Consider the following 22,265-nt stretch of genomic DNA (forward strand, 5'->3'; position numbering starts at 1 on the left):
AGTGGCGAGGCGTAGTGTTCTGGGCAGTGGGGAACGGCTGCCCGGGCCGTACGGCGTCACGACGCGCGCCCGGCCGTGACCCGCACGGGGACTGTGGGCAAGCACACGCGGGGGACGCAATGAGCACGACCGGTGCCGCCATGGCGGCGATCACCCTGAGCGAGGACCAGCTCGATCCGTACGTCACGCACACGCCGACGCGACGCCGGCTGACGGGGCCCGGACTGCCGGGCGACAGCCGCCTGTTCACCTTCGAGGAGCTGTGCAGGCAGGGCCTGCGGACGGTCGGGGACTCCACGGGTGACACCGGCGGACGCCTGACTGCGGAGCTGCGGGACCAACTGGTCATAGGCGCCCTGCTCGATCCGCGGGGCACCGCGGGGGAGTCGGTGCTGCTGGACGGCGCGACGGGCGCGGTGACGACGACGTACTTCCTGTACGACCGCCCCGACCTGATGGACCGCCGCCCCCTCGCGCCGTCCCTCACCACGCTGGTGCGGTTCGCGACGGCGGCGGACGAACTGGCGGGACTGCGGGGCCAGTTCGCCTCCTACGCCGGCCGTTACGGCCCGAAGGCGGCGGCGGAGGCCTCACGCCACCTGCTGGCGGTGTTCGAGGAGGGCACGGGCGGCGAGGTCCCGCCGTTCTGGAAGGCGGCGGCCCTGATCCGCCCCCTCGCCCTGGTGGCGGGCCCGGGCGCCGCCCCCGGGCTCGCCCTGGACCTCCCCTCCCGCCTGCTGGACCAGGAGTTCGGCCCCGGCAGGATGTGGCGCTTCGAGGACGTCGACTTCCCCTCGACGCTCACGCACGAGCCGACCCGCCGCTTCCTGCGCGAGACGGGACTGCCGGAGGACGACACCCTTCTCCACCTCGACACGGACGTGCCCCTGCCGACGCTGGCCGAGCACTACGCCTACCAGGGCCCCGAGGGCTTCGACCCCACCCGGCTGCCGCGCAGGGCCGCGCACTTGATCCGCCTCGGCCACCTCGTCGTGGGCAACAGCCTGGTCGTCGACGGCGACACGGGCGAGGTCCTCAACTGGAGCGAGCCCGAAGCCGCCCTGTACCCGCTGAACACGGACGTCTCCACGCTGGCCTTCACCCTCTGGCTCCTCCACCGCGAGAAGGCCATGGACGCGACCCTGTCGGGCGAACTGACCACCGACGCCCACGACCAGCTGGCCCTCACGATGATCCACACCCTGTCGACGATCGACCCGGCCACCACGACGACGCCCCCGGCCCACCACTACTGGACGAGGGCGTTCCTGGACGAGGGGTGCGGGGTGCTGTGACGGGAGCGGCGCGGCACCCCGGCCGCGCCCCGGGGCAGGTCATCCCGCTGCGGCGCCGTCGGCCTCCCAGCGCAGCAGGTCGCCCGGCTGGCACTCGAGAACCTCGCAGAGGGCGGCGAGCGTGGCGAAGCGCACCGCCTTGGCGCGGCCGTTCTTGAGGACCGCCAGGTTGGCCGGCGTGATCCCCACGCGGTCCGCGAGCTCGCCCACGGACATCTTCCGCTTGGCCAGCATCACGTCGATGTCGACGGCGATCGGCATCAGATCACCTCGTCCAACTCGGCCTGCATCCGCGCCGCTTCGACGTCGCGCGCGACGGCCTGGGCGAGCAGCATCCGCAGCACGAGCACGATGAGCGCGACCCCCAGGATGGCCACGCCGATCCCGGCCATGATGACGGTGACGCCCGGATCGTCCCGCTGGCCCGGCGCATTGACGGCCGTGACCGCGAACCAGACGAGGGCGGCCCCCACGATCGCACCGATGACCCCGTTCACGTAGCGGAAGGATTCGTGGGAGAACACGGTTCCGCGCCGCACCATCGTCACCAGCCGCCAGACGCAGACGAGGGCGGCCTGGGCGCAGACCATCCCCAGGATCGTGATCACGCGCAGCGAGGTCAGCGGCAGCGACCCGTCCTCCTGGTCCTTCCCGCCGGCCAGCGCCCAGACCATCCCCGCCTGCACGAACACGGTGCCGGCGAGCACCACCACGAGCACGGCGCGCAGCGCACGCACGGCCAGCTTCCCCATGACCCACCATCCCATCGAGTTACGATGGGAATCTATCGAATCTCGATAGATCGAGCAAGGGTCGACATCACTGAGCCCCTTCGGGGGTCCACCCCGCTGTGACCACTCCGAAAATGCCTGGTGAATGAGCGGTGACGAAGATCGGGCTTTCGGCGCTGACACGGAAGGGACGCCCCTCGTGTCCCTTCCGTCTCATGTTTCCTCTGGGGGGACCCTCGTGACCACGACCCCGTCCGGCGGCCGTCACAGACGCCGGATACGCATCGCTCTGCCCCTGGCCGCCGCCGGCGTCGCCGCGGCCGTCGCCGCCGCGGTGATGACCTCCTCCGCCGGTGCGGCCACCGCCTTGCCGACGCCGGCGGTCAAGCCGGTCATCGGCTCGCCCTCGCTCCCCACTCTGGAGAAACGCGTGGCGGGTGCCCTGGCCGGCGACGCCGTCGCGGGCGGGACGACCGAGAAGTCGGCGCTGAGCTCCGGTACGAGCACGTCGGGCGTGGATCCGAAGATCATCGGCGGCACCACGACCACCATCGGCACAGCCCCCTGGATGGCTCAGCTCTGGTACCACGACGACAGAGGCACCACCGACACCGGCGACGACGTGAGCTTCCTCTGCGGCGGCGCGGTGGTGGCGCCGACGAAGATCCTGACCGCCGCCCGCTGCGTCAGGAACGAGAACAGGAACTACGACTGGCAGTCCTACGGCGCCGTCGTCACCGGCACCGACCAGCTGCCCACCACCGACGCCGCCGGCACCACGGACCTGCACGGCGGTCAGGCCACGGCCGTGCTGCGCCAGTGGTGGCAGCCGGGGTACGACCCGGTGGACAAGGAGTCGGGCAGGGACGGGGACGACCTCGGCGTGCTCACTCTGGCGGTCCCGGTCAAGGCCACGCCGATCCGCATGGTCACCTCCGGCGACACCGCCTCGTACGCCGCCGGCACCAGCGCCAAGGTCTACGGCTGGGGCCGTACCAGCTCCACCGGCCAGGACATCTCCCAGACGCTGCGGACGGCTTCACTGACCCTGCGGTCCGACAGCACCTGCTCCGCCACCTACGACACCGCGTTCGTCGCGGGGAAGATGGTCTGCGCGGGCACCCAGAGCGGGAGCGACACCGGAACCAGCGCGGTGTGCGACGGCGACTTCGGCGGCCCGCTCGTGGTGGGCGGCAGGATCGCCGGCGTGGCCTCCTGGGGCTACTACGGCGACTGCGCGGCGAAGGACAAGTACAGCGTCTTCACCAGGATGAGCACCTACGTCGGCTCCGCCTACGCCCAGATCGACGACACCAACCTGAGCACCTTCAACAAGAAGGCCGACGGCAGGGCCGACATCTTCGTCCGGGAGCACTCCACGGCGACCGGCTACGAGAAGGACTCCGGCGGCAGCTCCTTCGGGGCCCGCGCCTCCTGGGGCAACTGGGGCGGCGTCAACACGGTCGTCCAGACGGACCTCAACCGGGACGGCCTCCAGGACCTGCTCTACCGGGTGAGTTCCACCGGTGACGTGTACTGGGAGCACTTCGTCCTCAACAGCGCCCGCACGGGCGGCTCCTGGACCGACACGAAGATCGCCACCGGCTGGAAGACCCGCACCCGGATCATCGCGCCGGGCGACGTCAACGGCGACTACCTGCCCGATCTCCTGTCGGTGGACTCCGGCGGCACGCTCTGGGTCTACCCGGGCAAGGGCAACGGCACCTTCGGCACCCGCTACTCGGTCCGCACCGGCTGGAACCAGTACAACTCCGTGCGCGGCCACGGCGACTTCACCGGCGACGGCAAGGCCGACCTGCTGGCCCGCCAGTCCAGCACCGGCGACCTGTACCTGTACAAGGGCACCGGCAAGACCGGCTCCGAGGCCTTCTCCTCCCGGATCAAGGTGCGCAGCGCCTGGACCGGCTACAACGCCTTCGACGCGGTGGGCGACATCAGCGGCGACGGCATCGCCGACTTCCTGGCCCGCACCCCCGCCGGCACGCTCTACCTCTACAAGGGCACCGCCCAGGCGACCACCGGCATCTTCGCCGCACGCCTCTCGGTCGGCAACGGCTTCCAGTACTACGACATCTGGGGCTGAGAACGGAGGCCGTGGCGGGAATCGAACCCGCGTAACTCGCTTTGCAGACGAGTCCCTGAACCACTCGGGCACACGGCCGGGTGAACCGGAGCGTTGTGATGCGCTCCGGGCTCGGTGGGACGACCGTACGGCGGGCCGGGAAGGGTGCTCAAGGGAATCGCGGGGGCCGCAACGGGACTGCCATACGCCGTTCATGAAAGGGGGCGGCCGGTACGGCGCGGTGTGAAGTAAGTCGCACCCCAGTCCGACCCGGCCCCGTCCGGGCGTGGGTGGTGGGGGGCCGCCGGTAGGGTGGCCCGGTTGTCATACGTAGCCGAGACCCCGTAGCCAAGACCCCGTAGCCGAGAGACCCTCTCGTCACAACGAGCCGCCCGACCCCATATCCCCGGAGACCGTGACTACCACCGCCGCCAGCTCTGCCTCGCACTCCCACCACCTCTCTCCCGCCTTCCCCGGCCGCGCCCCCTGGGGCACCGCCAGCAAGCTGCGTGCCTGGCAGCAGGGGGCGATGGAGAAGTACATCCAGGAGCAGCCGCGCGACTTCCTCGCGGTCGCGACCCCCGGCGCCGGGAAGACGACCTTCGCGCTGACCCTCGCCTCCTGGCTGCTGCACCACCATGTCGTGCAGCAGGTGACCGTGGTCGCGCCGACCGAGCATCTGAAGAAGCAGTGGGCGGAAGCGGCGGCGCGGATAGGGATCAAGCTCGACCCGGAGTACAGCGCCGGGCCCCTCGGCAAGGACTACCACGGCGTCGCCGTCACCTACGCCGGTGTCGGCGTGCGGCCCATGCTGCACCGCAACCGCGTGGAGCAGCGCAAGACCCTCGTCATCCTCGACGAGATCCACCACGCCGGTGACAGCAAGTCCTGGGGCGAGGCATGCCTCGAAGCCTTCGAGCCCGCCACGCGGCGCCTCGCGCTCACCGGTACGCCGTTCCGTTCCGACACCAACCCCATCCCCTTCGTGGTGTACGAGGAGGGCAACGACGGGATCCGCCGCTCCGCCGCCGACTACACGTACGGCTACGGCAGCGCGCTGACCGACGGCGTCGTGCGCCCCGTCATCTTCCTCTCCTACAGCGGCAACATGCGCTGGCGGACGAAGGCGGGCGACGAGATCGCCGCGCGGCTCGGCGAGCCCATGACGAAGGACGCGATCAGCCAGGCATGGCGTACGGCCCTGGACCCGCGCGGCGAGTGGATGCCGAGCGTGCTGCGCGCCGCCGACCAGCGGCTCACCGAGGTCCGCAAGGGCATCCCGGACGCCGGCGCCCTCGTCATCGCCTCCGACCAGGACTCCGCCCGCGCCTACGCCAAGCTCATCCGCGAGATCACCGGCAGCAAGGCGACCCTCGTCCTGTCCGACGACGCCGGCGCGTCCAAGCGGATCGACGACTTCAGCGGCAGCGACGACCGGTGGATGGTCGCCGTCCGGATGGTCTCGGAAGGCGTCGACGTGCCCCGCCTCGCCGTCGGGGTCTACGCCACCACCATCTCCACGCCCCTCTTCTTCGCCCAGGCCGTCGGCCGCTTCGTACGGTCCAGGCGCCGCGGCGAGACCGCCTCCGTCTTCCTCCCCACCGTCCCCGACCTCCTCACCTTCGCCAACGAGATGGAGGTCGAGCGCGACCACGCCCTCGACAAGCCCAAGAAGGAGGGCGAGGAGGACCCGTACGCCGAATCCGAGCAGGAGATGGAGGAGGCGAACAAGGAACAGGACGAGGACACCGGCGAGCAGGAGCAGTTCGCCTTCGAGGCGCTGGAGTCCGAGGCGGTCTTCGACCGGGTGCTCTACGACGGCGCCGAGTTCGGCATGCAGGCCCACCCGGGGAGCGAGGAGGAGCAGGACTACCTCGGGATTCCCGGGCTGCTGGAGCCCGACCAGGTGCAGCTGCTCCTCCAGAAGCGGCAGGCGCGGCAGATCGCGCACAGCCGCAAGAAGCCGGACTCCGAGGCCGATCTGCTGGAGATGCCCGCCGAGCGCCGGCCGGTCGTCTCGCACAAGGAGATGATGGAGCTCCGCAAGCAGCTCAACACGATGGTGAGTGCGTACGTCCACCAGAGCGGCAAGCCGCACGGGGTCATCCACACCGAGCTGCGGCGCACCTGCGGCGGACCGCCGAGCGCCGAGGCCACGGCGGGGCAGCTGAAGCAGCGGATCGCCAAGGTGCAGGAGTGGGCCACGCGGATGCGCTGACCCGGCGCACGCCTGGTCAGGGGGGGCGCAGGATGCTGGTGCAGCCGCTTGTTGCGCCCCGTACGAATCACGACATACGGACGTAGTCCGTCCTTACCGGTGCCCGGATTCTGGACGGAGCCTTCCGCTGAGCGAACTCCCTTCGCTACTGTCCCGCTACGCAAACGCCCCGTGGCAGAGCCGCCGCGGAGCGCAGCCGTGAAGCGACGCGGCTCGGTACAGGCCGGGCCGCCGGCCGATCGGCGGCCTCTGTGCGCGTCACTGACGGGACTCGGTGACGCACTGCCGCGCGGAGGTCCGCCGACCTCACCACTTGGAGGAGTGGGCGTCGTGACCGCGGAGACCTCTCAGACGCTCGACCGAGGACTGCGTGTCCTCAAGCTGCTGGCCGATACCGACCACGGGCTGACCGTCACCGAGCTTTCCCATCGACTTGGCGTGAACCGGACCGTGGTGTACCGGTTGCTGGCCACGCTCGAACAACATGCCCTTGTACGACGGGACTTGGGCGGCCGTGCCCGGGTGGGACTCGGCGTACTGCGACTGGGCCGGCAGGTACATCCGCTGGTACGGGAGGCCGCGCTGCCGGCGCTCCGGTCGCTGGCCGAGGACATAGGGGCGACCGCGCACCTCACGCTCGTCGACGGGGCGGACGCGTTGGCCGTGGCCGTCGTCGAGCCGACCTGGACCGACTACCACGTGGCCTATCGGGCCGGGTTCCGGCATCCACTCGACCGGGGCGCCGCGGGCAAGGCCATTCTCGCCGCGCGCGCCAGGCCGGTGGCGGAGCCGGGCTACACACTGACGCACGGGGAGCTGGAGGCGGGAGCCAGCGGGGCGGCCGCGCCGCTCCTGGGGGTCACGGGGGTCGAGGGCAGCGTCGGTGTGGTGATGCTGGCCGACGCGGTGCCCGAGCGGGTCGGACCACGGGTGGTCGACGCCGCGAAGGAAGTCGCGGAAGCACTCCGCTAGGTTCCTGCAGGTTCCTGCCGACGGGCCACCCGCGACCGGCCGCGCAGTTCCCCGCGCTCCTGGGGGAACTGGCGGGTCCGGCGGTGCAGCGAAACCGCCGCGCGGCGGCGAGACTGTACGTGAGCCGACCGGCACCTGGCCGGATGTCGCCGCCACGTTAGATTGATCCCGTGCTCTCACGCCTCACACGCCCCCAGGCCCTCGCCGTATACGCGCTTCCCGTCGTGGCTCTGATCGCCACGGCGGTGTTCGCGCCGCTGCCGTTCTCGCTGGCGCAGCCCGGTTTGACGGCGAATGTGCTCGGAGAGAACCAGGGCACTCCGGTGATCACGATCTCGGGTGCCAAGACCCGGGCGACCAGCGGGGAGCTGCGGATGACGACGATCGAGGCCACCGGTCCGGACACCCATGTGTCGCTGGAGGACGTGGTCAGCGCCTGGTTCGCCACGGACCGGACCGTGCTGCCGCGCGACTCGGTCTATCCGAGCGGTGACTCCACCCAGCAGATCGAGGAGCACAACCGCGCGCAGATGAAAGAGTCGCAGGACGCGGCGACCCAGGCCGCGCTGGACTATCTGCACCTCAGCGACAACAAGATCAAGGTCACGCTGAAGCTGGCGGACGTCGGCGGTCCGAGCGCGGGGCTGCTGTTCACGCTCGGCATCATCGACAAGCTCGACGGCAACGGCAGCGGCGGTGACCTCACGGGCGGCCGCACCATCGCCGGTACGGGCACCATCAGCGACAGCGGGACGGTCGGCGCCGTCGGCGGCGTGGCGCTGAAGACGCAGGCCGCGCGCCGGGACGGGGCGACCGTGTTCCTGGTGCCGAGGGCCGAGTGCTCCGACGCCAAGTCCGAGCTGCCGAAGGGGCTGCGCCTGGTCCCGGTGAAGACGCTGGACGGCGCGGTGAAGGCCCTGGTCTCGCTGGAGACCGGAAAGGGCCCCGTTCCCTCCTGCTGACTCAGCAGGACTTGACCGTTCCCTCCGGCCGACTCAGCCGGACTTCACCAGTCCCTCCTGCTTCATCCAGTCCAGTGCCACCTGGTGCGGGTCCTGCCCGTCGACGTCGACCTTCGCGTTCAGCGTCTGCGCCACGTTGTTGTTGAGCTTCTTCGTGATGGGGTCGAGGACCTCGGCGATCGCCGGCCACTTCTGCAGCGCCTTCGTGTTGATCACCGGTGCGACGTTGTAGTTGGGGAAGAAGCTCTTGTCGTCCGCCATCACCACGAGGTTCATCGACTTGATGCGCCCGTCGGTGGTGAACACCTCGCCGTAGGTGCACTTCCCCTTCGCCACCTGGGTGTAGATGATTCCGGTGTCCATCTGGGTGATGTTCTTGACCGGGATGCTCATCCCGTACGCCTTCTCCATGCCCGGCAGCCCGTCCGCCCGGTTGGCGAACTCGCCCTCCACGCAGAGGGTCACGGCGCCGGGGTCCTTCTTGGCCAGCGCCGCCACGTCGGACAGCGTCTTCGTGCCGTACTTCTTGTAGTTGGCCTGGTTCATGGCCAGCGCATAGGTGTTGTCGAGTGTGGAGGGCGGCAGCCAGGTCACGCCGTTCTTCCGGTCGGCGTCACGGACGGCCTCCCACTGTTTCTGCGGGTCGGTGATCGGCTTGCTGTTGCCGAGGTAGGTGATCCAGGCCGTGCCGGTGTATTCGTAAGCGGCGTCCGCATCACCGGACTTGACCGCCTCCCGGGAGCCGATGGACCCCTGGATGCCGGTGCGGTCGAGGACGTCGGCGCCGGCCGCCTGGAAGGCGATGCCCATGATCGCGCCGAGGATCAGCTGCTCGGTGAACTCCTTGGAGGTGACGGTCAGATGGGCGCCCTTGAGGGGCTCGCCCCCGCCGACGGTGCCGGGCTGCACGGAGTCGGCCATGGGGGAGCCGCTCTGCAGTCCGCAGCCGGACGCGGCCACCAGCACGCCGGCCAGCAGCAGGCCCGTGGCCCGTCTCATACCTCGACCTCCAACCCGCGTGGCCGCAGCAGGAGTTCGGCCAGCGAGGCCAGCCAGTCGACCAGGAGCGCCAGGACGATCGTGAGGATCGAGCCCAGCATCAGCACCGGCATCCGCTGGGTGGTGATACCGGTGCTGATCAGCACGCCGAGGCCGCCGCCCCCGCCGAAGGTGGCCAGGGTCGAGGTGCCGACGTTCAGGACCAGGGCCGTACGGACGCCGGCGAGGATCAGCGGGACGGCCAGCGGGAGTTCGACCCTGTTCAGCACGTCGAGCGAGGACATGCCGATGCCGCGGGCCGCCTCCAGCAGCGACGGGTCGTTGGCCTTGAGGCCGGTGATGGTGTTCGACAGCACGGGCAGGATCGCGTAGACGATGATGCCGATCAGGGACGCCTTCGTGCCGGTGCCGAGCCAGATCACCAGCAGCGCCAGCAGGCCGAGCGCCGGGGTCGCCTGGCCCATGTTGGCGATCGTCATGGCGAGCGGGGTCGCCTTCCGGAAGGCCTTGCGGGTGAGCAGGATGCCCAGCGGGATCGCGATGATCAGCACGAAGAAGGTGGAGATCACGGTCAGCTCGACGGACTGCCACAGGGCCTTGGAGACCTGGCCGTTCGACAGGGCGTTCTCGGAGATGGGGTCGAGGTCGGCCTGGCGGAACCACAGCCAGGTGGCGAGCAGGAGGAGGACGATCACACTGGGCAGGAAGGTCAGCTTCTGCCAGGTGATGCGCGCCTTCGGGCGACTCGGGGGAGGCGGCGCGGCCGTGCCGGTCTCCTCCCGCGCCTCCGGTTCGTCCAGCTCGGGGGTGGTCACGCCTTCACCACCCCTCCGGGGCCCTCCTGCTCGGCGTGCGTCTGGGCGGAGCGCGTCTCCTGCAGGTCGTGCTGGTGCTCCAGCGCCTCGAGCCGGTCGGCCTCCAGCAGCTCGTGCACGGAGTTGATCAGGGTCTCCATGTCGACGACGCCCTCGTAGGCGCCGCGCCGCCCGGTGACCGCGACGCGCCCGGCGTTGTCGGTCAGCACCGCCTCCAGCGCGTCGCGCAGGGTCGCGTCGCGGCTCACCGTGTTGCTGACCAGCGTGCCGGCCCGCGCGAGCGAGCCGCGGGCGCGCATGAGGTCGCCGCGTCTGAGCCATTTGTAGGGGCGGCGGCGCTTGTCGAGCAGCAGGATCTCGTTGGTGCCGCTGCCGCGGAGCCGGTTGAAGATCTCCTGGAGCGGGTCGTCGAGGGTGACGGTCGGGTAGTCGGTGATCTCGACGTCCCGTACGCGGGTGAGGTTCAGCCGCTTCAGCGCGGCCCCCGCGCCCACGAACCCGGACACGAAGTCGTCGGCCGGGTTGGTGAGGATCGCCTCCGGGGTGTCGAACTGCGCGATGTGCGAGCGCTCGCGCAGGACGGCGATCCGGTCGCCGAGCTTGATCGCCTCGTCGAAGTCGTGCGTGACGAACACGATCGTCTTGTGCAGTTCGTGCTGGAGCCGGATCAGCTCGTCCTGGAGGTGGTCGCGGGTGATCGGGTCGACCGCGCCGAACGGCTCGTCCATCAGCAGTACCGGCGGATCGGCGGACAGCGCCCTTGCCACGCCCACGCGTTGCTGCTGACCACCCGACAGCTGGCGCGGATAGCGCCCGTGGAACTCGGCCGGGTCGAGGCCGACCAGGTCCAGCAGCTCCTCGACCCGCGCCTTGATGCGGGCCTTCGGCCAGCCGACCATCTTCGGTACGAGGGCGATGTTCTGGGCGACGGTCATGTGCGGGAAGAGACCGGCCGACTGGATGGCGTACCCGATCTTGCGGCGCAGCTTCACCGGGTCCATGTCGGTGACGTCCTCGCCGCCGATGCGGATGCGGCCGCCGGTCGGCTCGATCAGCCGGTTGATCATCTTCAGCGTGGTGGACTTCCCGCAGCCGGACGGGCCGACCAGGATGACGATCTCGCCCGCCTTGATCTCCATGGAGACGTTGTCGACGGCGGGCGCGGGGTTGCCCGGGTACTGCTTGGAGAGGTTGTCGAGCTCGATGGTCGCGCCGGTGGCCGCCTGGCCGGCGGAGGTGTCAGGCACGGATCCCCCTGGAAATGGTCAGCCGTCCGAGCAGGACGTACGCGGCGTCGAACAGCAGCGCAAGGATGACGATCCCCAGCGTGCCCGCGAGGACCTGGTTGAGGGCGTTCTTGCTGCCCAGCGAGCCGATGCCGCGGAAGATCTCGTTGCCGAGGCCGGGGCCGGAGGCGAAGGCGGCGATCGCGGCGATGCCCATCAGCATCTGTGTGGCGATCCGGATGCCGGTCAGGATCGGCGGCCAGGCCAGCGGCAGCTCGATGCGCACCAGCCGCAGCAGCCGTGACATGCCGATGCCGCGCGCCGCGTCCACCAGGGAGGGGTCGACCCCGCGCAGTCCGACGATCGCGTTGCGCACGATGGGCAGCAGCCCGTACAGGGTCAGCGCGATGACCGTGGGCGCCACGCCCAGGCCCACGAGCGGGATGAGCAGACCGATCATGGCGAGCGAGGGGATGGTCAGGATGGTCGAGGTGGTCATGGTCGCGAGGCTCGCGGCCCACTCGGTGCGGTAGCTGACGATCCCGATCAGTACGCCGATCAGGGTCGCCACGACCATGCACTGGAAGACGGCGCTGGCGTGCTGGTAGGCGTCCGTGAGCAGCTGCTGGTGACGGCTGCTCAGATACTCCCAGAAGCTCACGTGCGCTCACCCCAGGGTCGGCTAGGTCCGCTCCGGTTCCGCCGCCGCCTGCTCCACCAGCGGGATGATCCGTAGCGGAACGGGATTTTCCATGACGATGGCGGTGGCGGCCCGAACAATGCCATCAAATCCGACAACCCGGTCGATGACCCGTTGGAGATCGGCGTTGGAGCGGGCCACCAGGCGGCAGAGCATGTCCCCGCTGCCGGTGGTGGTGTGCAGTTCCAGCACCTCGGGCACGGTCGCCAAGTGGGCCCGTACGTCCGGCCCTTGACCCTGGCGGATCTGCAGGGTGGCGAAGGCGGTGACGGGGTATCCGAGGGCGGCCGGATCCACCTGGGGCCCGAACCCGCGGATGACGCCATTCGACTGAAGCCGGTCCAGCCGGGCCTGCACCGTCCCGCGCGCCACTCCGAGCCGCCGGGACATCTCCAGTACCCCGATCCGCGGCTCCCGTGCCAGCAGCACGATGATCCGGCCGTCCAGCTGGTCGATCGCCACATCAGCCTCCCGATCGGGTGGTCATCCTGTACAGAAAGGCCGCGGTTACCGGCCTATCGCTGAGCAGGTTGCCCAGCCGTTCCGCAAACTATTGCGCACCTTGCGTACGGGGGTCAGGCTGCCGACATGACGCAGACCACACACCACACTCCCGACACCGCCCGGCAGGCCGACCCCTTCCCGGTCAAGGGAATGGACGCGGTCGTCTTCGCCGTGGGCAACGCCAAGCAGGCCGCGCACTACTACTCCACCGCCTTCGGCATGCAGCTGGTCGCCTACTCCGGACCGGAGAACGGCAGCCGCGAGACCGCGAGCTACGTGCTGGAGAACGGCTCGGCGCGCTTCGTCTTCACCTCCGTCATCAAGCCCCACACCACCTGGGGCACCTTCCTCGCCGAGCACGTGGCCGAGCACGGCGACGGCGTCGTCGACCTCGCCATCGAGGTCCCGGACGCCCGGGCCGCGTACGCCTACGCGATCGAGCACGGCGCCCGCTCGGTGGCCGAGCCGTACGAGGTGAAGGACGAGCACGGCACGGTCGTCCTCGCCGCGATCGCCACCTACGGCGAGACCCGCCACACCCTCGTCGAACGCTCCGGCTACGACGGCCCCTACCTCCCCGGCTTCGTCGCCGCGGCACCGATCGTCGCGCCGCCCGCCCACCGCACCTTCCAGGCGGTCGACCACTGCGTCGGCAACGTCGAGCTCGGCAAGATGAACGAGTGGGTCGGCTTCTACAACAAGGTCATGGGCTTCACGAACATGAAGGAGTTCGTGGGCGACGACATTGCGACCGAGTACAGCGCGCTGATGTCGAAGGTGGTGGCCGACGGCACGCTCAAGGTGAAGTTCCCGATCAACGAGCCCGCCGTCGCCAAGAAGAAGTCCCAGATCGACGAGTACCTGGAGTTCTACGGCGGCGCGGGTGTGCAGCACATCGCGCTCAACACGGGCGACATCGTGCAGACGGTCCGCACGATGCGCGCGGCCGGCGTGGAGTTCCTCAACACGCCGGACTCCTACTACGACACCCTCGGCGAGTGGGTCGGCGACACCCGCGTGCCCGTCGAGACGCTGCGCGAGCTGAAGATCCTGGCCGACCGCGACGAGGACGGCTACCTGCTGCAGATCTTCACCAAGCCGGTCCAGGACCGGCCGACCGTCTTCTTCGAGATCATCGAGCGGCACGGCTCGATGGGCTTCGGCAAGGGCAACTTCAAGGCCCTGTTCGAGGCGATCGAGCGGGAGCAGGAGAAGCGCGGCAACCTGTGAGGCCGGCGGGGAACCTGTGGGTTCGCAGAACTTGCCACCGCTGAACGGACGTTGACAACCTCGTGTCCTGCGGGTGCCGCGGGGGCATCCGCAGGACACGAGGGGAGCCCAGTGTCCGCTGCGATCGATCTCGCCGTACCGTCCGCGCGGTGGCTCTGGCAGAAGGCCACGCTCAGGGAGCCGACGGTGCTCCAGTCGTTCGCCTTCGACGAGCCGAACAGGCACCTGTACGTCCTTCAGCTCACCGCCGGCGGTCACGCGGCGGGCGACCTGTGTCTCAACCGGCTCGATTACAAAGGCGCGTTGCTCGGCCATATGTATCTGAGGGCGTTCGGTCACGGCGTCAGCATGGGCGTCCAGCGCGACGCCAAGGACGGCAGCACCTGGATCTGGACCGAGGCCGACGCCGAGAACGGCTTCGGCCAGGGCGTCGCCCGCTTCCACTTCAAGAACGGCGCCGTGCGCACCCGTTCGCAGGTCGCCGTCCGCCGCCCGGTGCCGGACTCGATCAACAACCAGCCGTCGGTGTGCATGACGTCGAGGCGCATCGCCGTCCGCTACCGGGACAGGGCCAACAGGCCGCGCTACCGCGTCTGGGACCTGGACGCCTTCGTGGCCGGCCACTACGCCGACCCGGTCGCGGACATCGCCCAGGTGGGCGCGCACCCCGATCCGGCGGTCCCGTTCCAGGGGTACGCCCTGCACGGCGACGTGATCTACCAGGTCGCGGGCTCGGCCTACGACGCGAGGACCAACCCGGCGGCGGGGCGCGGCAACGCGTACCTCTCCAGCCTCTCCCTGACCGGCGGCGAGCTCCTCCAGCAGGAGCGCACCGTCGCCGGGTACCAGCTCAGCCACCGCGAGCCGGAGGGCGTGGCCGTGCGCGGCGGCGCGGACCCGAAGGTGTACTTCGGCCTGGCGTCGGGGGCGGTGGGGGCGCGCCGCTTCTCGATCCTCGTCAAGGACGACGCGGCGGCCGCCCGGCCGTAGGCTTGCCGCATGGCCAGGATCAACGACGTGGGCGGCGTCCAGAATTTCGGCGCGATCGACATCAGCGACGACGCGGAGCCCTTCCACGCGGACTGGGAGGCGCGCGTGGTCGGGCTCGTCAACGCCCTGCGCGCCCAGGGGATCTTCAACACCAACGAGTTCCGGGACGCGATCGAGTCGATGCCTCCGGCGGAGTACCTCTCGACGTCGTACTACGAGCGCTGGTTCCTCGCGGTCCGCACCCTGCTGGAGCAGAAGGGCGTGATCAGGCCGGGTGAGCTCGATGACTGACCGCTTCCCGCCGGGCACGCCCGTGCGCACCTTCCTCCACGACCCGCCGCACCACACCCGCCTGCCGCGCTACGCCCGCGGCAAGCGGGGCGTCGTCGTCGAACCGGAGGGGCCGGCCGAGCTCGCCGACGTCAGCGCGCAGGGCCGCGGGGACGCGCCGGTCGAGCAGATCTACGCGGTCCGGTTCGCGGCCCGCGACCTGTGGGGCGAGGGCGACCACCACGTCGTACTGGACCTGTGGGAAAGCTACTTGGAAGCGTACGAAGAGGATGCAGCCGATGAGCGGTGACCACGGGGACGCGACGATCGCGCAGCGGGTGCGGCGCCTTGAGACGCTGCTGGAGGAGAAGGGCGTGCTCTCCGGCGCCCGGCTGGACGAGATCATCGACGCGTCGCTGTCCGGGGCGTCGCCCGCGAACGGCGCGCGGGTCGTCGCCCGGGCGTGGACCGACGCGGAGTTCAGGGCGCGGCTGCTGGCGGACGGCACCGCGGCCGTGCGCGAACTCGGCTTCATGGAGGGCTCGTACCAGCGCCTGCGGGTCGTCGAGAACACCGAGACGACGCACAACGTCATCGTCTGCACCCTCTGCTCCTGCTATCCGCTGCGGCTGCTCGGCCCGTCCCCGAGCTGGTACAAGTCCGAGGCCTACCGCTCCCGCGTGGTGCGCGAACCCCGGGCCGTGCTGGCCGAGTTCGGCGTCGAGCTGCCCGCCGGCACGGAGATCACGGTGTGGGACTCCAGCGCCGAGACCCGCTACATGGTCCTGCCGCGCCGCCCGGAGGGCACGGATGGCCTCGGGGAGGAACAGCTGGCCGCCCTCGTCACCCGCAACGCCCTGATCGGCACCGCCGCGGTCTGACTCAACGGGTCTGCCGGCGCGCCTTGTTGTCCACGTCGTCCTCGCTCGGCGTGCCCGTGGGCACCGGCTCGTCGGGCGGCCCGCCCAGCGCCGCGAGCGCCTGCCGGGCGAGCGGCACGGCGAGCGGCGAGAAGTACGGGTTGATCCGCAGCGCCTCCTGAAGATGCCGTCGCGCGGGCGCGGACAGGTCCATCTCCTGCTCGATCATGCCGCGGTGGTAGGAGTACGGCGCGCTGCGGACGCCGCCCCCGTGCGCCCGGTCCGTCGCGATCGTGACGAACTTCAGCGCCTCCTTGTCGTCACCGGCCCGGTGCAGCGCCCACCCGAGCGCGTCGGCCACCTCGATCCCGGGCTGGCGCTGCCACTCCGCACGCAGCCGGCGCACGGCGACCCGCGGGTCCCCGTGATCGGCCTCGAAGATCCCGAGCACCAGCTCGTCGTCCATCCCGCCCGCGGCGTCGTCCGCCGCCCGGGTGCGCAGCAGGTCGTACTCCACCCGGGCCGCCTGCTCCAGCCCCAGCGACTCGTACAGCTCGCCCAGTTCCAGCGCGTACTGGGGGCAGGGCTGCTTGTCGAGGGCCACCCGGTAGGCGTTCAGCGCCTCCGTGGTGCGGCCCAGTGCGGCCAGCGTCCGCCCCTGCCCGGCCTGCGCCGCCCGCTGGTCGGGGTCCAGGCGCACCGCCGCCTGGAAGAGCCGCAGGGCCTCGTCCAGATCCCCGCGCTCCCAGGCCAGCTCCCCGGCCCGCTCCAGATACGCCGCCTGCTCGGCGGGCTGGGCCGCGGCCGCCGCCGCGTCGGACAGGGAGGCCGCCGCGTCCTCGCGATAGCCCCGGTCGCGGTAGACGGCCGCGGCGACCCCCTGCACGGCCGCCCCGGTGCGCAGGTCAAGCAGCCGGTCCAGCGTCCGCTTGGCCGCCTTGTAGTCGCCGAGCCCGGTGTAGGCGTCGATCAGCGGCGGATACGCCGTCCAGCGCTTCGCGCCGAGCTTCAGCGCCGCCTCGCCCCAGGTCCGCGCCGACCGGAAGTCGCGGCGGGCGTTCGCCAGTGCCGCCATGCCGTCCAGCGCGGCCGCGTTCTTCTGCGGCAGCACCTTCAGCGAGGTGCGCAGGGCCTGCTCGGCCCGCGGGTAGTTCCCGGCGTCCGCCGTGCGCCGCCCCTGTTCGACATAGGCCACCCCGAGCACCGCCCACGACCGCGCGTCCCCGGGATGCGCGCGCACCAGGGCCTCGCGCTCGTCGATCAGCGCCGCCAGGTCGGGCAGCGCGGCCGGCACGCCCGCGGTGACCGCCGTCAGCGCCTCCGCGCCCGGCGCCGGAGCGACCGGCGGGCGCACGGCCGGCCGCTGCCAGGGCCACAGCGCCAGCGCCCCGCCGAGCACGGCACACCCCGCGACGGCGGCGACCAGCAGCCGCCGGCCTCTTCTGCCCCGCGCCCGCCCGGCGGCCTCCGCTTGCTTCTCCATGGCGATCACTGTGCGTCAGTACGACGAGCACATCCCGGCATACGTCCAGTGCCGTAGACGGGGTTCACACCGATGGCCCCGGGTGCGAACCTGTGATCATGAGCCGAATCGAAGCGCGTCGCGACGAGGACACAGCGGTGAACGGGAACCTCGCCGACCGGCTCCTGGCCGGTCTGCCCGCCGAGGCCGTCCTGACCGACCCGGACGTCACGGTCTCCTACGCCAACGACATGGCCAGTTTCTGCCCGGCCGGCGCCCCGGCGGTGGTCGTGCTGCCGCGCACGGTCGAGCAGGTGCAGCACGTCATGCGCACCGCCACCGAACTGCGCGTGCCGGTCGTCCCGCAGGGCGCCCGCACCGGCCTGTCGGGGGGCGCCAACGCCTCCGACGGCTGCATCGTGCTGTCGCTGACGAAGATGGACAAGATCCTCGAGATCAACCCGGTCGACCGCGTCGCCGTGGTGGAGCCGGGCGTCATCAACGCCACCCTCTCCCGCGCGGTCGGCGAGCACGGCCTGTACTACCCGCCGGACCCCTCCAGCTGGGAGATGTGCACCATCGGCGGCAACATCGGGACGGCCTCGGGCGGCCTGTGCTGTGTGAAGTACGGGGTCACCGCCGAGTACGTGCTCGGCCTGGAGGTGGTGCTGGCCGACGGACGGCTGATGTCCACCGGCCGCCGTACCGCCAAGGGCGTCGCCGGTTACGACCTCACCCGCCTCTTCGTCGGTTCCGAGGGCTCGCTCGGCATCGTCGTACGGGCGATCCTGGCGCTCCGGCCGCAGCCGCCGCAGCAGCTGGTGCTGGCGGCCGAGTTCGCGTCGGGGGCCGCCGCCTGCGACGCAGTGTGCCGGATCATGGCGGGCGGCCATGTGCCGTCCCTGCTGGAGCTGATGGACCGCACGACGGTCAAGGCCGTCAACGACATGGCGCAGATGGGCCTGCCGGAGACCACCGAGGCCCTGCTGCTGGCCGCCTTCGACACCCCCGACCCGGCCGCCGACCTCGCCGCCGTCGGCGCGCTGTGCGAGGCGGCGGGCGCCACCCAGGTCGTCCCCGCCGAGGACTTCGCCGAGTCCGAACTGCTGCTCCAGGCGCGGCGGTTGTCGCTCACCGCGCTGGAGGCCGTCAGCGGCACCACGATGATCGACGACGTGTGCGTGCCCCGGTCCAGGCTCGGCGAGATGCTCGAGGGCACCGAGCGGATCGCCGAGAAGTACCAGCTGACCATCGGGGTCGTCGCGCACGCGGGCGACGGCAACACGCACCCGACGGTCTGCTTCGACGCGGCCGACCCCGACGAGTCCCGGCGCGCCCGCGAGTCCTTCGACGAGATCATGGCCCTCGGCCTGGAACTCGGCGGCACCATCACCGGCGAGCACGGTGTGGGAGTCCTGAAGAAGGAGTGGCTGGCGCGCGAGATCGGCCCGGTGGGGGTGGAGATGCAGCGGCAGATCAAGCGGGTCTTCGATCCGCTGGACCTCCTGAACCCGGGCAAGCTGTTCTGATCCGGCCCCGGTGGGGTCACTGGGCGAGCAGCTGATCGAGCGCGTCGTCGATCCCCAGCTGCTCGCCCTCAGTCCCCGGGGGCACCACCCGCAGCGTCCGCTCCAGCCAGGCCGAGACCTGGGCGGCCGGCGCCTCCAGCAGGGCGTCACCGTCGGGTGAACTCAGCGCCATCAGGACGACGCTGCGCCCCTCCGCCTTGGCCGGCCACACCCGCACGTCCCCGTGCCCGCACGGCCGGAACACCCCCTCGACCAGCAGCTCGCGGGAGAACGTCCAGTACACGGGGCTCTCGGAGTTGATGTGGAAGGTGACGTGGACGGCGTACGGATCGTCGGTGCGGTAGCTCAGCCGCGCCGGGACCGGGACGCCGCGCCCCGGGGACAGGATCAGTCTGAGCTCCAGCTCGCGTTCCACCACGGTGTAGTGCATGGCGTCCGGTTCCTCTCTCGGGCAGCTGTACGGGGCCCCGCGGTGGGCCCGTACGAGGAGAGAGGGGGAGCCCGCCCGATCATTACGCGGGTTGCGGGAACTATTTTTTCCGGGTCTGTGAAGGCCGTGCACGGGGTTGCCCGGAAAGGGGTGGGTCCGGCGGGACTGGCGGTGGGGGAGCAGCGGGTCTGATAGATGTGGACCCCCCATATTCACCCCCGAGCAGATACGGGACGACGGACATGAGTGCCCCAACCCCGGCCCCCGGTGACAACAGGCCCCGTGAGGGGTATTACCCGGATCCGTCCATTCCTGGATATGTCCGGTACTGGAACGGCGCGGCCTGGGTACCGGGCACCAGCCGTCCGGCGCCGACGGACGGCGAGTCGCTCGCGCCGCCGCCCGGGGCGCACCCGCCTCCGGTGGAGGAGACGGGGCCGCACTTCTTCGACGAGGACCCCGCGCCCGGACCGTCCCCGGCCGAGGCCCAGCACGGTGGCCGTCCCGAACCCGCCTCCGCCTGGGGCGCCGACGCCGCCCACCAGTCCGGCTTCGGCGGCGACCAGGACCGCCGGGTGTCCTGGGGATCCCCGCCGGCCGCGGACCCGCGCGTGCCCGCCGCTCCTCCGTCCCAGCCGGACGGCCGGGCCGCCCGCACGGACGGCACGGCCGGCATCCCGCCGGCGGACCAGGGCTCCGGCGACGTGGACTCCGGCGGCACGTTCGTCTTCCGCCGGCCGACGGCGCCGTCCGCGGGGACGGGGGCCGCGGGCGCCAAGGGCACGGCCGCTCCCGGCATCCCCGGTCCCGGTGGCCCCGCGGGTGACGAGGGCACCATGACGTTCCGCGCGGTGTCCCCGCGCACGGGAGCGCAGGGCGGGGCGCAGGCTCACAGCGCGCAGAAGCCCGGTTTCGGCGCGGGCAAGGCGGCGGCCGAGCGTGCCGCCGGGTCGCAGGCCCAGCCTTCCGCCGCCCCGCCCGCACAGCCCGGGTTCTCCGGCCCCCAGCAGACCCCCCCGACGGTCCCGCCGCAGTCCGGCGGCGCCCGGCCCGCCGCGACCGGACAGCCTCCCGCCGGCCAACCCCCGGCCGGCCAGGCCCCCTTGGGGCAGCCCGCCCCCGCACCCATGGCCAGCGGCCCCGGCGGCGGTCAGTCCTCCTGGGCGCAGCAGGTGCACCGGCTCGCGGGCGCCGAGGAGGAGCAGCCGGTCGCCCCCTGGAAGCCGCCCGTCGAGGACATCTTCACGGCCGCCGCCCGCCGTCAGTCCGCGGCCCGCCCCGCCGCCCTCGGCAAGCGGCTGGCCGCCCGGCTTCTGGACACCGTCGTCCTCCTGGCCGTCACCGCCGTGGCGGCCGTACCGCTGGGCACCAAGGCGCTCGACCACGTCGACGAGAAGATCGACGCGGCCAAGCTCTCCGGCCGGACCGTGACCGTATGGCTGGTGGACGGCACGACCGGGGTGTACCTGGGCGTCGTGCTCGCCGTGCTGCTGCTGTTCGGCGTCCTCTACGAGGCGCTGCCGACCGCCCGATGGGGCCGCACCCTGGGCAAGAAGCTGCTCGGGCTCCAGGTGCGGGACATCGAGGGGCACGAGCCGCCGTCCTTCGGCGGGGCGCTGCGCCGCTGGCTCGTGTACAGCGTGACGGGCCTGCTCGTGGTGGGTGTCGTGGGCGTCGCCTGGTGCCTGTTCGACCGCCCCTGGCGCCAGTGCTGGCACGACAAGGCGGCGGGTACGTTCGTCGCGGGATGAGCGCATACGGCGTACGCATCAGCTGATTCGGTACTCCGGACGGCCGTTCGCCGGATGCGGGGCGCGGAGGTTCGCGGTCCACTCGGGCCATGAGCACCGAACCGCCCCCGGGCTCCGGACAGCCGCCGGAGGACGACCCGTTCAGGAAGCAGCCCCCGCCTGGCCAGGGGTCGGGCTCACCCTACGACGCGCCGGGAGGCGGCGGGCAGCCGCCACCGGGCCAGCCCCCGCCGCACGGCGGCGGTCCGTACATCGCCGGTGATCCCTACGGCGGTGGCGCCTACCCCAACGACCCGCTCGCCGGCATGCCCCCGCTCGCCGACAGCGGCAAGCGCACGCTGGCCCGGATCGTCGACATGATCCTGGTCGGCATCGTCGTCTGGCTGCTCACCTGGCCGATGGGCGTGCACGAGTACAGCGTGAACGGCAACAAGATCGAGTACGGCAAGTCCTTCGCGCAGTCCGTCGTCGCGGCCGTCCTCTACATCGCCTACGACACGTTTCTGACCAGCACGTCGGGACAGACGCTCGGCAAGAAGTGGCTGAACATGCGGGTGGCCAACCTCAACGACGGCTCCACGCCCTCCGTGCAGACCTCGCTGGCCCGCGCGGCCGTGCTGTGGCTCCCCTTCGCGTTCTGCTGCGCCTGCATCTGGACCGCGATCTGCGGTGGCTGGAGCTACTTCGACCGGCCCTACAAGCAGGGCCTGCACGACAAGGCCGCCAAGACGGTGGTGGTCAGCATCCGTTGACGCGGGTGCGGGGCGACTCCGGTCGGGACGCCGTCAGGAGGCGGCGCGCTCGTGCACCGGCCGGGACGCCGCCGTGCCGACCGCGGCCGGTACGGGCGTCTCCCTCTCGGCCGGCTGCTCCACGGCGACGACCCTGGTCCTGGGCAGTGGCACCGTCATCGCGACCAGGAGTCCGAGGGCGAGTGCGGCGACGGCGATGACGGCGATCCCGACGCCCGAACTCGTCTGCGACAGCAGCAGCATGGCGAGCGTCGAGAAGATCACGGTGCACGAACCGTAGACGAGCTGGGAGGGCGTCGGACGAGGCATGGCAATCGTGTCCTCGGAAGTGGGGGTCCACGGGGGTGTCGGCCTGGCTTTCCGCCGTTTCAAGGCTGTCCGCCAACCGACTCTAATCGCGTGTGTGCCCGAGTGGAACGAACAGTAAGCGTGACCTAACCAACAGTGCCGGTGCACAGGGGGCGCACGGAGTCATGGAGTCCACCA

Annotated in this window: 23 protein-coding genes and 1 tRNA gene; 13 read left to right on the top strand and 11 right to left on the bottom strand. The window is 71.1% G+C overall.

From position 1 onward, the window contains the following. The first annotated feature begins 119 nt into the window (after nucleotides 1–119). Nucleotides 120–1,295, top strand: a complete 1,176-nt coding sequence (locus tag ACIBN2_RS14710) for an SUKH-4 family immunity protein (protein ID WP_399134715.1) — start codon at nucleotides 120–122, stop codon at nucleotides 1,293–1,295. Nucleotides 1,296–1,334: 39 nt separating this feature from the next. On the opposite strand, the gene ACIBN2_RS14715 is transcribed toward ACIBN2_RS14710, so the two are convergent. Beyond that, nucleotides 1,335–1,556 (bottom strand): helix-turn-helix domain-containing protein, encoded by a 222-nt coding sequence (locus tag ACIBN2_RS14715; RefSeq protein ID WP_399134716.1) that lies wholly within the window; start codon nucleotides 1,554–1,556, stop codon nucleotides 1,335–1,337. After that, entirely contained in the window at nucleotides 1,556–2,047 is a 492-nt protein-coding gene (locus ACIBN2_RS14720) for a DUF2975 domain-containing protein (RefSeq protein WP_399135241.1), read from the bottom strand. The genes ACIBN2_RS14715 and ACIBN2_RS14720 overlap by 1 nt, the downstream gene beginning before the upstream one ends. Nucleotides 2,048–2,363: 316 nt before the next feature. Between ACIBN2_RS14720 and ACIBN2_RS14725 the strand changes: the two genes are divergently transcribed. Beyond that, nucleotides 2,364–4,130: a trypsin-like serine protease gene (locus ACIBN2_RS14725; RefSeq protein ID WP_399135243.1), complete on the top strand. Its 1,767-nt coding sequence runs from the start codon at nucleotides 2,364–2,366 to the stop codon at nucleotides 4,128–4,130. A 6-nt stretch (nucleotides 4,131–4,136) separates the two neighbouring features. Here the strand turns inward: ACIBN2_RS14725 and ACIBN2_RS14730 are convergent. Beyond that, a tRNA-Cys gene (locus tag ACIBN2_RS14730) sits at nucleotides 4,137–4,208 on the bottom strand. Between the two features lie 316 nt (nucleotides 4,209–4,524). Here ACIBN2_RS14730 and ACIBN2_RS14735 point away from each other — a divergent pair. The 3 genes from ACIBN2_RS14735 to ACIBN2_RS14745 all read left to right on the top strand — a co-directional run bounded on the left by ACIBN2_RS14735 (nucleotide 4,525) and on the right by ACIBN2_RS14745 (nucleotide 8,261). Then, nucleotides 4,525–6,327, top strand: coding sequence for a DEAD/DEAH box helicase (locus tag ACIBN2_RS14735; protein ID WP_399134717.1), 1,803 nt, complete (start codon nucleotides 4,525–4,527; stop codon nucleotides 6,325–6,327). Nucleotides 6,328–6,657: 330 nt separating this feature from the next. After that, entirely contained in the window at nucleotides 6,658–7,299 is a 642-nt protein-coding gene (locus ACIBN2_RS14740; RefSeq protein ID WP_399134718.1) for an IclR family transcriptional regulator, read from the top strand. Between the two features lie 170 nt (nucleotides 7,300–7,469). Beyond that, nucleotides 7,470–8,261, top strand: a complete 792-nt coding sequence (locus ACIBN2_RS14745; protein ID WP_399134719.1) for a PDZ domain-containing protein — start codon at nucleotides 7,470–7,472, stop codon at nucleotides 8,259–8,261. Nucleotides 8,262–8,294: 33 nt separating this feature from the next. On the opposite strand, the gene ACIBN2_RS14750 is transcribed toward ACIBN2_RS14745, so the two are convergent. Genes ACIBN2_RS14750 through ACIBN2_RS14770 form a run of 5 tightly spaced genes read right to left on the bottom strand, consistent with a single transcriptional unit; the run spans nucleotide 8,295 to nucleotide 12,463 of the window. Then, the gene (locus ACIBN2_RS14750; protein WP_399134720.1) at nucleotides 8,295–9,260 is read right to left on the bottom strand and encodes a glycine betaine ABC transporter substrate-binding protein; all 966 of its coding nucleotides are present in this window, start codon (nucleotides 9,258–9,260) and stop codon (nucleotides 8,295–8,297) included. Then, the gene (locus ACIBN2_RS14755; protein ID WP_399134721.1) at nucleotides 9,257–10,075 is read right to left on the bottom strand and encodes an ABC transporter permease; all 819 of its coding nucleotides are present in this window, start codon (nucleotides 10,073–10,075) and stop codon (nucleotides 9,257–9,259) included. Before ACIBN2_RS14755 ends, ACIBN2_RS14750 begins: the two co-directional genes overlap by 4 nt. Next, nucleotides 10,072–11,322 (bottom strand): betaine/proline/choline family ABC transporter ATP-binding protein, encoded by a 1,251-nt coding sequence (locus tag ACIBN2_RS14760; RefSeq protein ID WP_399134723.1) that lies wholly within the window; start codon nucleotides 11,320–11,322, stop codon nucleotides 10,072–10,074. Before ACIBN2_RS14760 ends, ACIBN2_RS14755 begins: the two co-directional genes overlap by 4 nt. Continuing rightward, nucleotides 11,315–11,962, bottom strand: coding sequence for an ABC transporter permease (locus tag ACIBN2_RS14765; protein WP_399134724.1), 648 nt, complete (start codon nucleotides 11,960–11,962; stop codon nucleotides 11,315–11,317). Before ACIBN2_RS14765 ends, ACIBN2_RS14760 begins: the two co-directional genes overlap by 8 nt. Before the next feature lie 21 nt (nucleotides 11,963–11,983). Then, on the bottom strand, nucleotides 11,984–12,463 hold the full coding sequence (locus ACIBN2_RS14770) for an Lrp/AsnC family transcriptional regulator (RefSeq protein ID WP_399134725.1): 480 nt from the start codon (nucleotides 12,461–12,463) through the stop codon (nucleotides 11,984–11,986). 126 nt (nucleotides 12,464–12,589) lie between these two features. On the opposite strand from ACIBN2_RS14770, the gene hppD reads away from it, so the two are divergent. The 5 genes from hppD (at nucleotide 12,590) to nthA (ending at nucleotide 15,876) form a co-directional block, all read left to right on the top strand. Further along, nucleotides 12,590–13,735, top strand: coding sequence for a 4-hydroxyphenylpyruvate dioxygenase (gene hppD / locus ACIBN2_RS14775; RefSeq protein ID WP_399134727.1), 1,146 nt, complete (start codon nucleotides 12,590–12,592; stop codon nucleotides 13,733–13,735). 111 nt (nucleotides 13,736–13,846) lie between these two features. Further along, nucleotides 13,847–14,725, top strand: coding sequence for a Teichoic acid biosynthesis protein C (Precursor) (locus ACIBN2_RS14780; protein WP_399134728.1), 879 nt, complete (start codon nucleotides 13,847–13,849; stop codon nucleotides 14,723–14,725). 9 nt (nucleotides 14,726–14,734) lie between these two features. Next, a complete protein-coding gene (locus ACIBN2_RS14785; protein WP_399134729.1) occupies nucleotides 14,735–15,016 on the top strand; it encodes a hypothetical protein in 282 nt (93 codons plus the stop codon). Next, complete coding sequence (locus ACIBN2_RS14790) at nucleotides 15,009–15,305, top strand: SH3-like domain-containing protein (protein ID WP_399134730.1); 297 nt, start codon at nucleotides 15,009–15,011, stop codon at nucleotides 15,303–15,305. Before ACIBN2_RS14785 ends, ACIBN2_RS14790 begins: the two co-directional genes overlap by 8 nt. Then, the gene (gene nthA / locus ACIBN2_RS14795; protein WP_399134731.1) at nucleotides 15,295–15,876 is read left to right on the top strand and encodes a nitrile hydratase subunit alpha; all 582 of its coding nucleotides are present in this window, start codon (nucleotides 15,295–15,297) and stop codon (nucleotides 15,874–15,876) included. Before ACIBN2_RS14790 ends, nthA begins: the two co-directional genes overlap by 11 nt. 1 nt (nucleotide 15,877) lies before the next feature. Here the strand turns inward: nthA and ACIBN2_RS14800 are convergent, their stop codons facing one another. Continuing rightward, nucleotides 15,878–17,338 carry a tetratricopeptide repeat protein gene (locus ACIBN2_RS14800; protein ID WP_399134732.1) on the bottom strand — a complete coding sequence of 487 codons (1,461 nt, stop codon included), beginning with the start codon at nucleotides 17,336–17,338 and terminating at the stop codon, nucleotides 15,878–15,880. 92 nt (nucleotides 17,339–17,430) lie between these two features. Between ACIBN2_RS14800 and ACIBN2_RS14805 the strand changes: the two genes are divergently transcribed. Further along, entirely contained in the window at nucleotides 17,431–18,846 is a 1,416-nt protein-coding gene (locus ACIBN2_RS14805) for an FAD-binding oxidoreductase (RefSeq protein ID WP_399134733.1), read from the top strand. Nucleotides 18,847–18,862: 16 nt separating this feature from the next. Here ACIBN2_RS14805 and ACIBN2_RS14810 read toward each other — a convergent pair whose 3' ends face one another. Beyond that, nucleotides 18,863–19,276: an SsgA family sporulation/cell division regulator gene (locus ACIBN2_RS14810; RefSeq protein WP_399134735.1), complete on the bottom strand. Its 414-nt coding sequence runs from the start codon at nucleotides 19,274–19,276 to the stop codon at nucleotides 18,863–18,865. A 242-nt stretch (nucleotides 19,277–19,518) separates the two neighbouring features. Here ACIBN2_RS14810 and ACIBN2_RS14815 point away from each other — a divergent pair, with 242 nt between their 5' ends. Next, entirely contained in the window at nucleotides 19,519–21,027 is a 1,509-nt protein-coding gene (locus ACIBN2_RS14815) for an RDD family protein (protein ID WP_399134736.1), read from the top strand. A gap of 89 nt (nucleotides 21,028–21,116) precedes the next feature. After that, the gene (locus ACIBN2_RS14820; protein ID WP_399134737.1) at nucleotides 21,117–21,779 is read left to right on the top strand and encodes an RDD family protein; all 663 of its coding nucleotides are present in this window, start codon (nucleotides 21,117–21,119) and stop codon (nucleotides 21,777–21,779) included. Between the two features lie 33 nt (nucleotides 21,780–21,812). On the opposite strand, the gene ACIBN2_RS14825 is transcribed toward ACIBN2_RS14820, so the two are convergent. Next, nucleotides 21,813–22,088, bottom strand: coding sequence for a hypothetical protein (locus ACIBN2_RS14825; protein WP_399134738.1), 276 nt, complete (start codon nucleotides 22,086–22,088; stop codon nucleotides 21,813–21,815). Nucleotides 22,089–22,265 lie beyond the last annotated feature (177 nt).

The sequence above is a fragment of the Streptomyces sp. NPDC050534 genome (assembly GCF_044457745.1).
Taxonomy (GTDB): domain Bacteria; phylum Actinomycetota; class Actinomycetes; order Streptomycetales; family Streptomycetaceae; genus Streptomyces.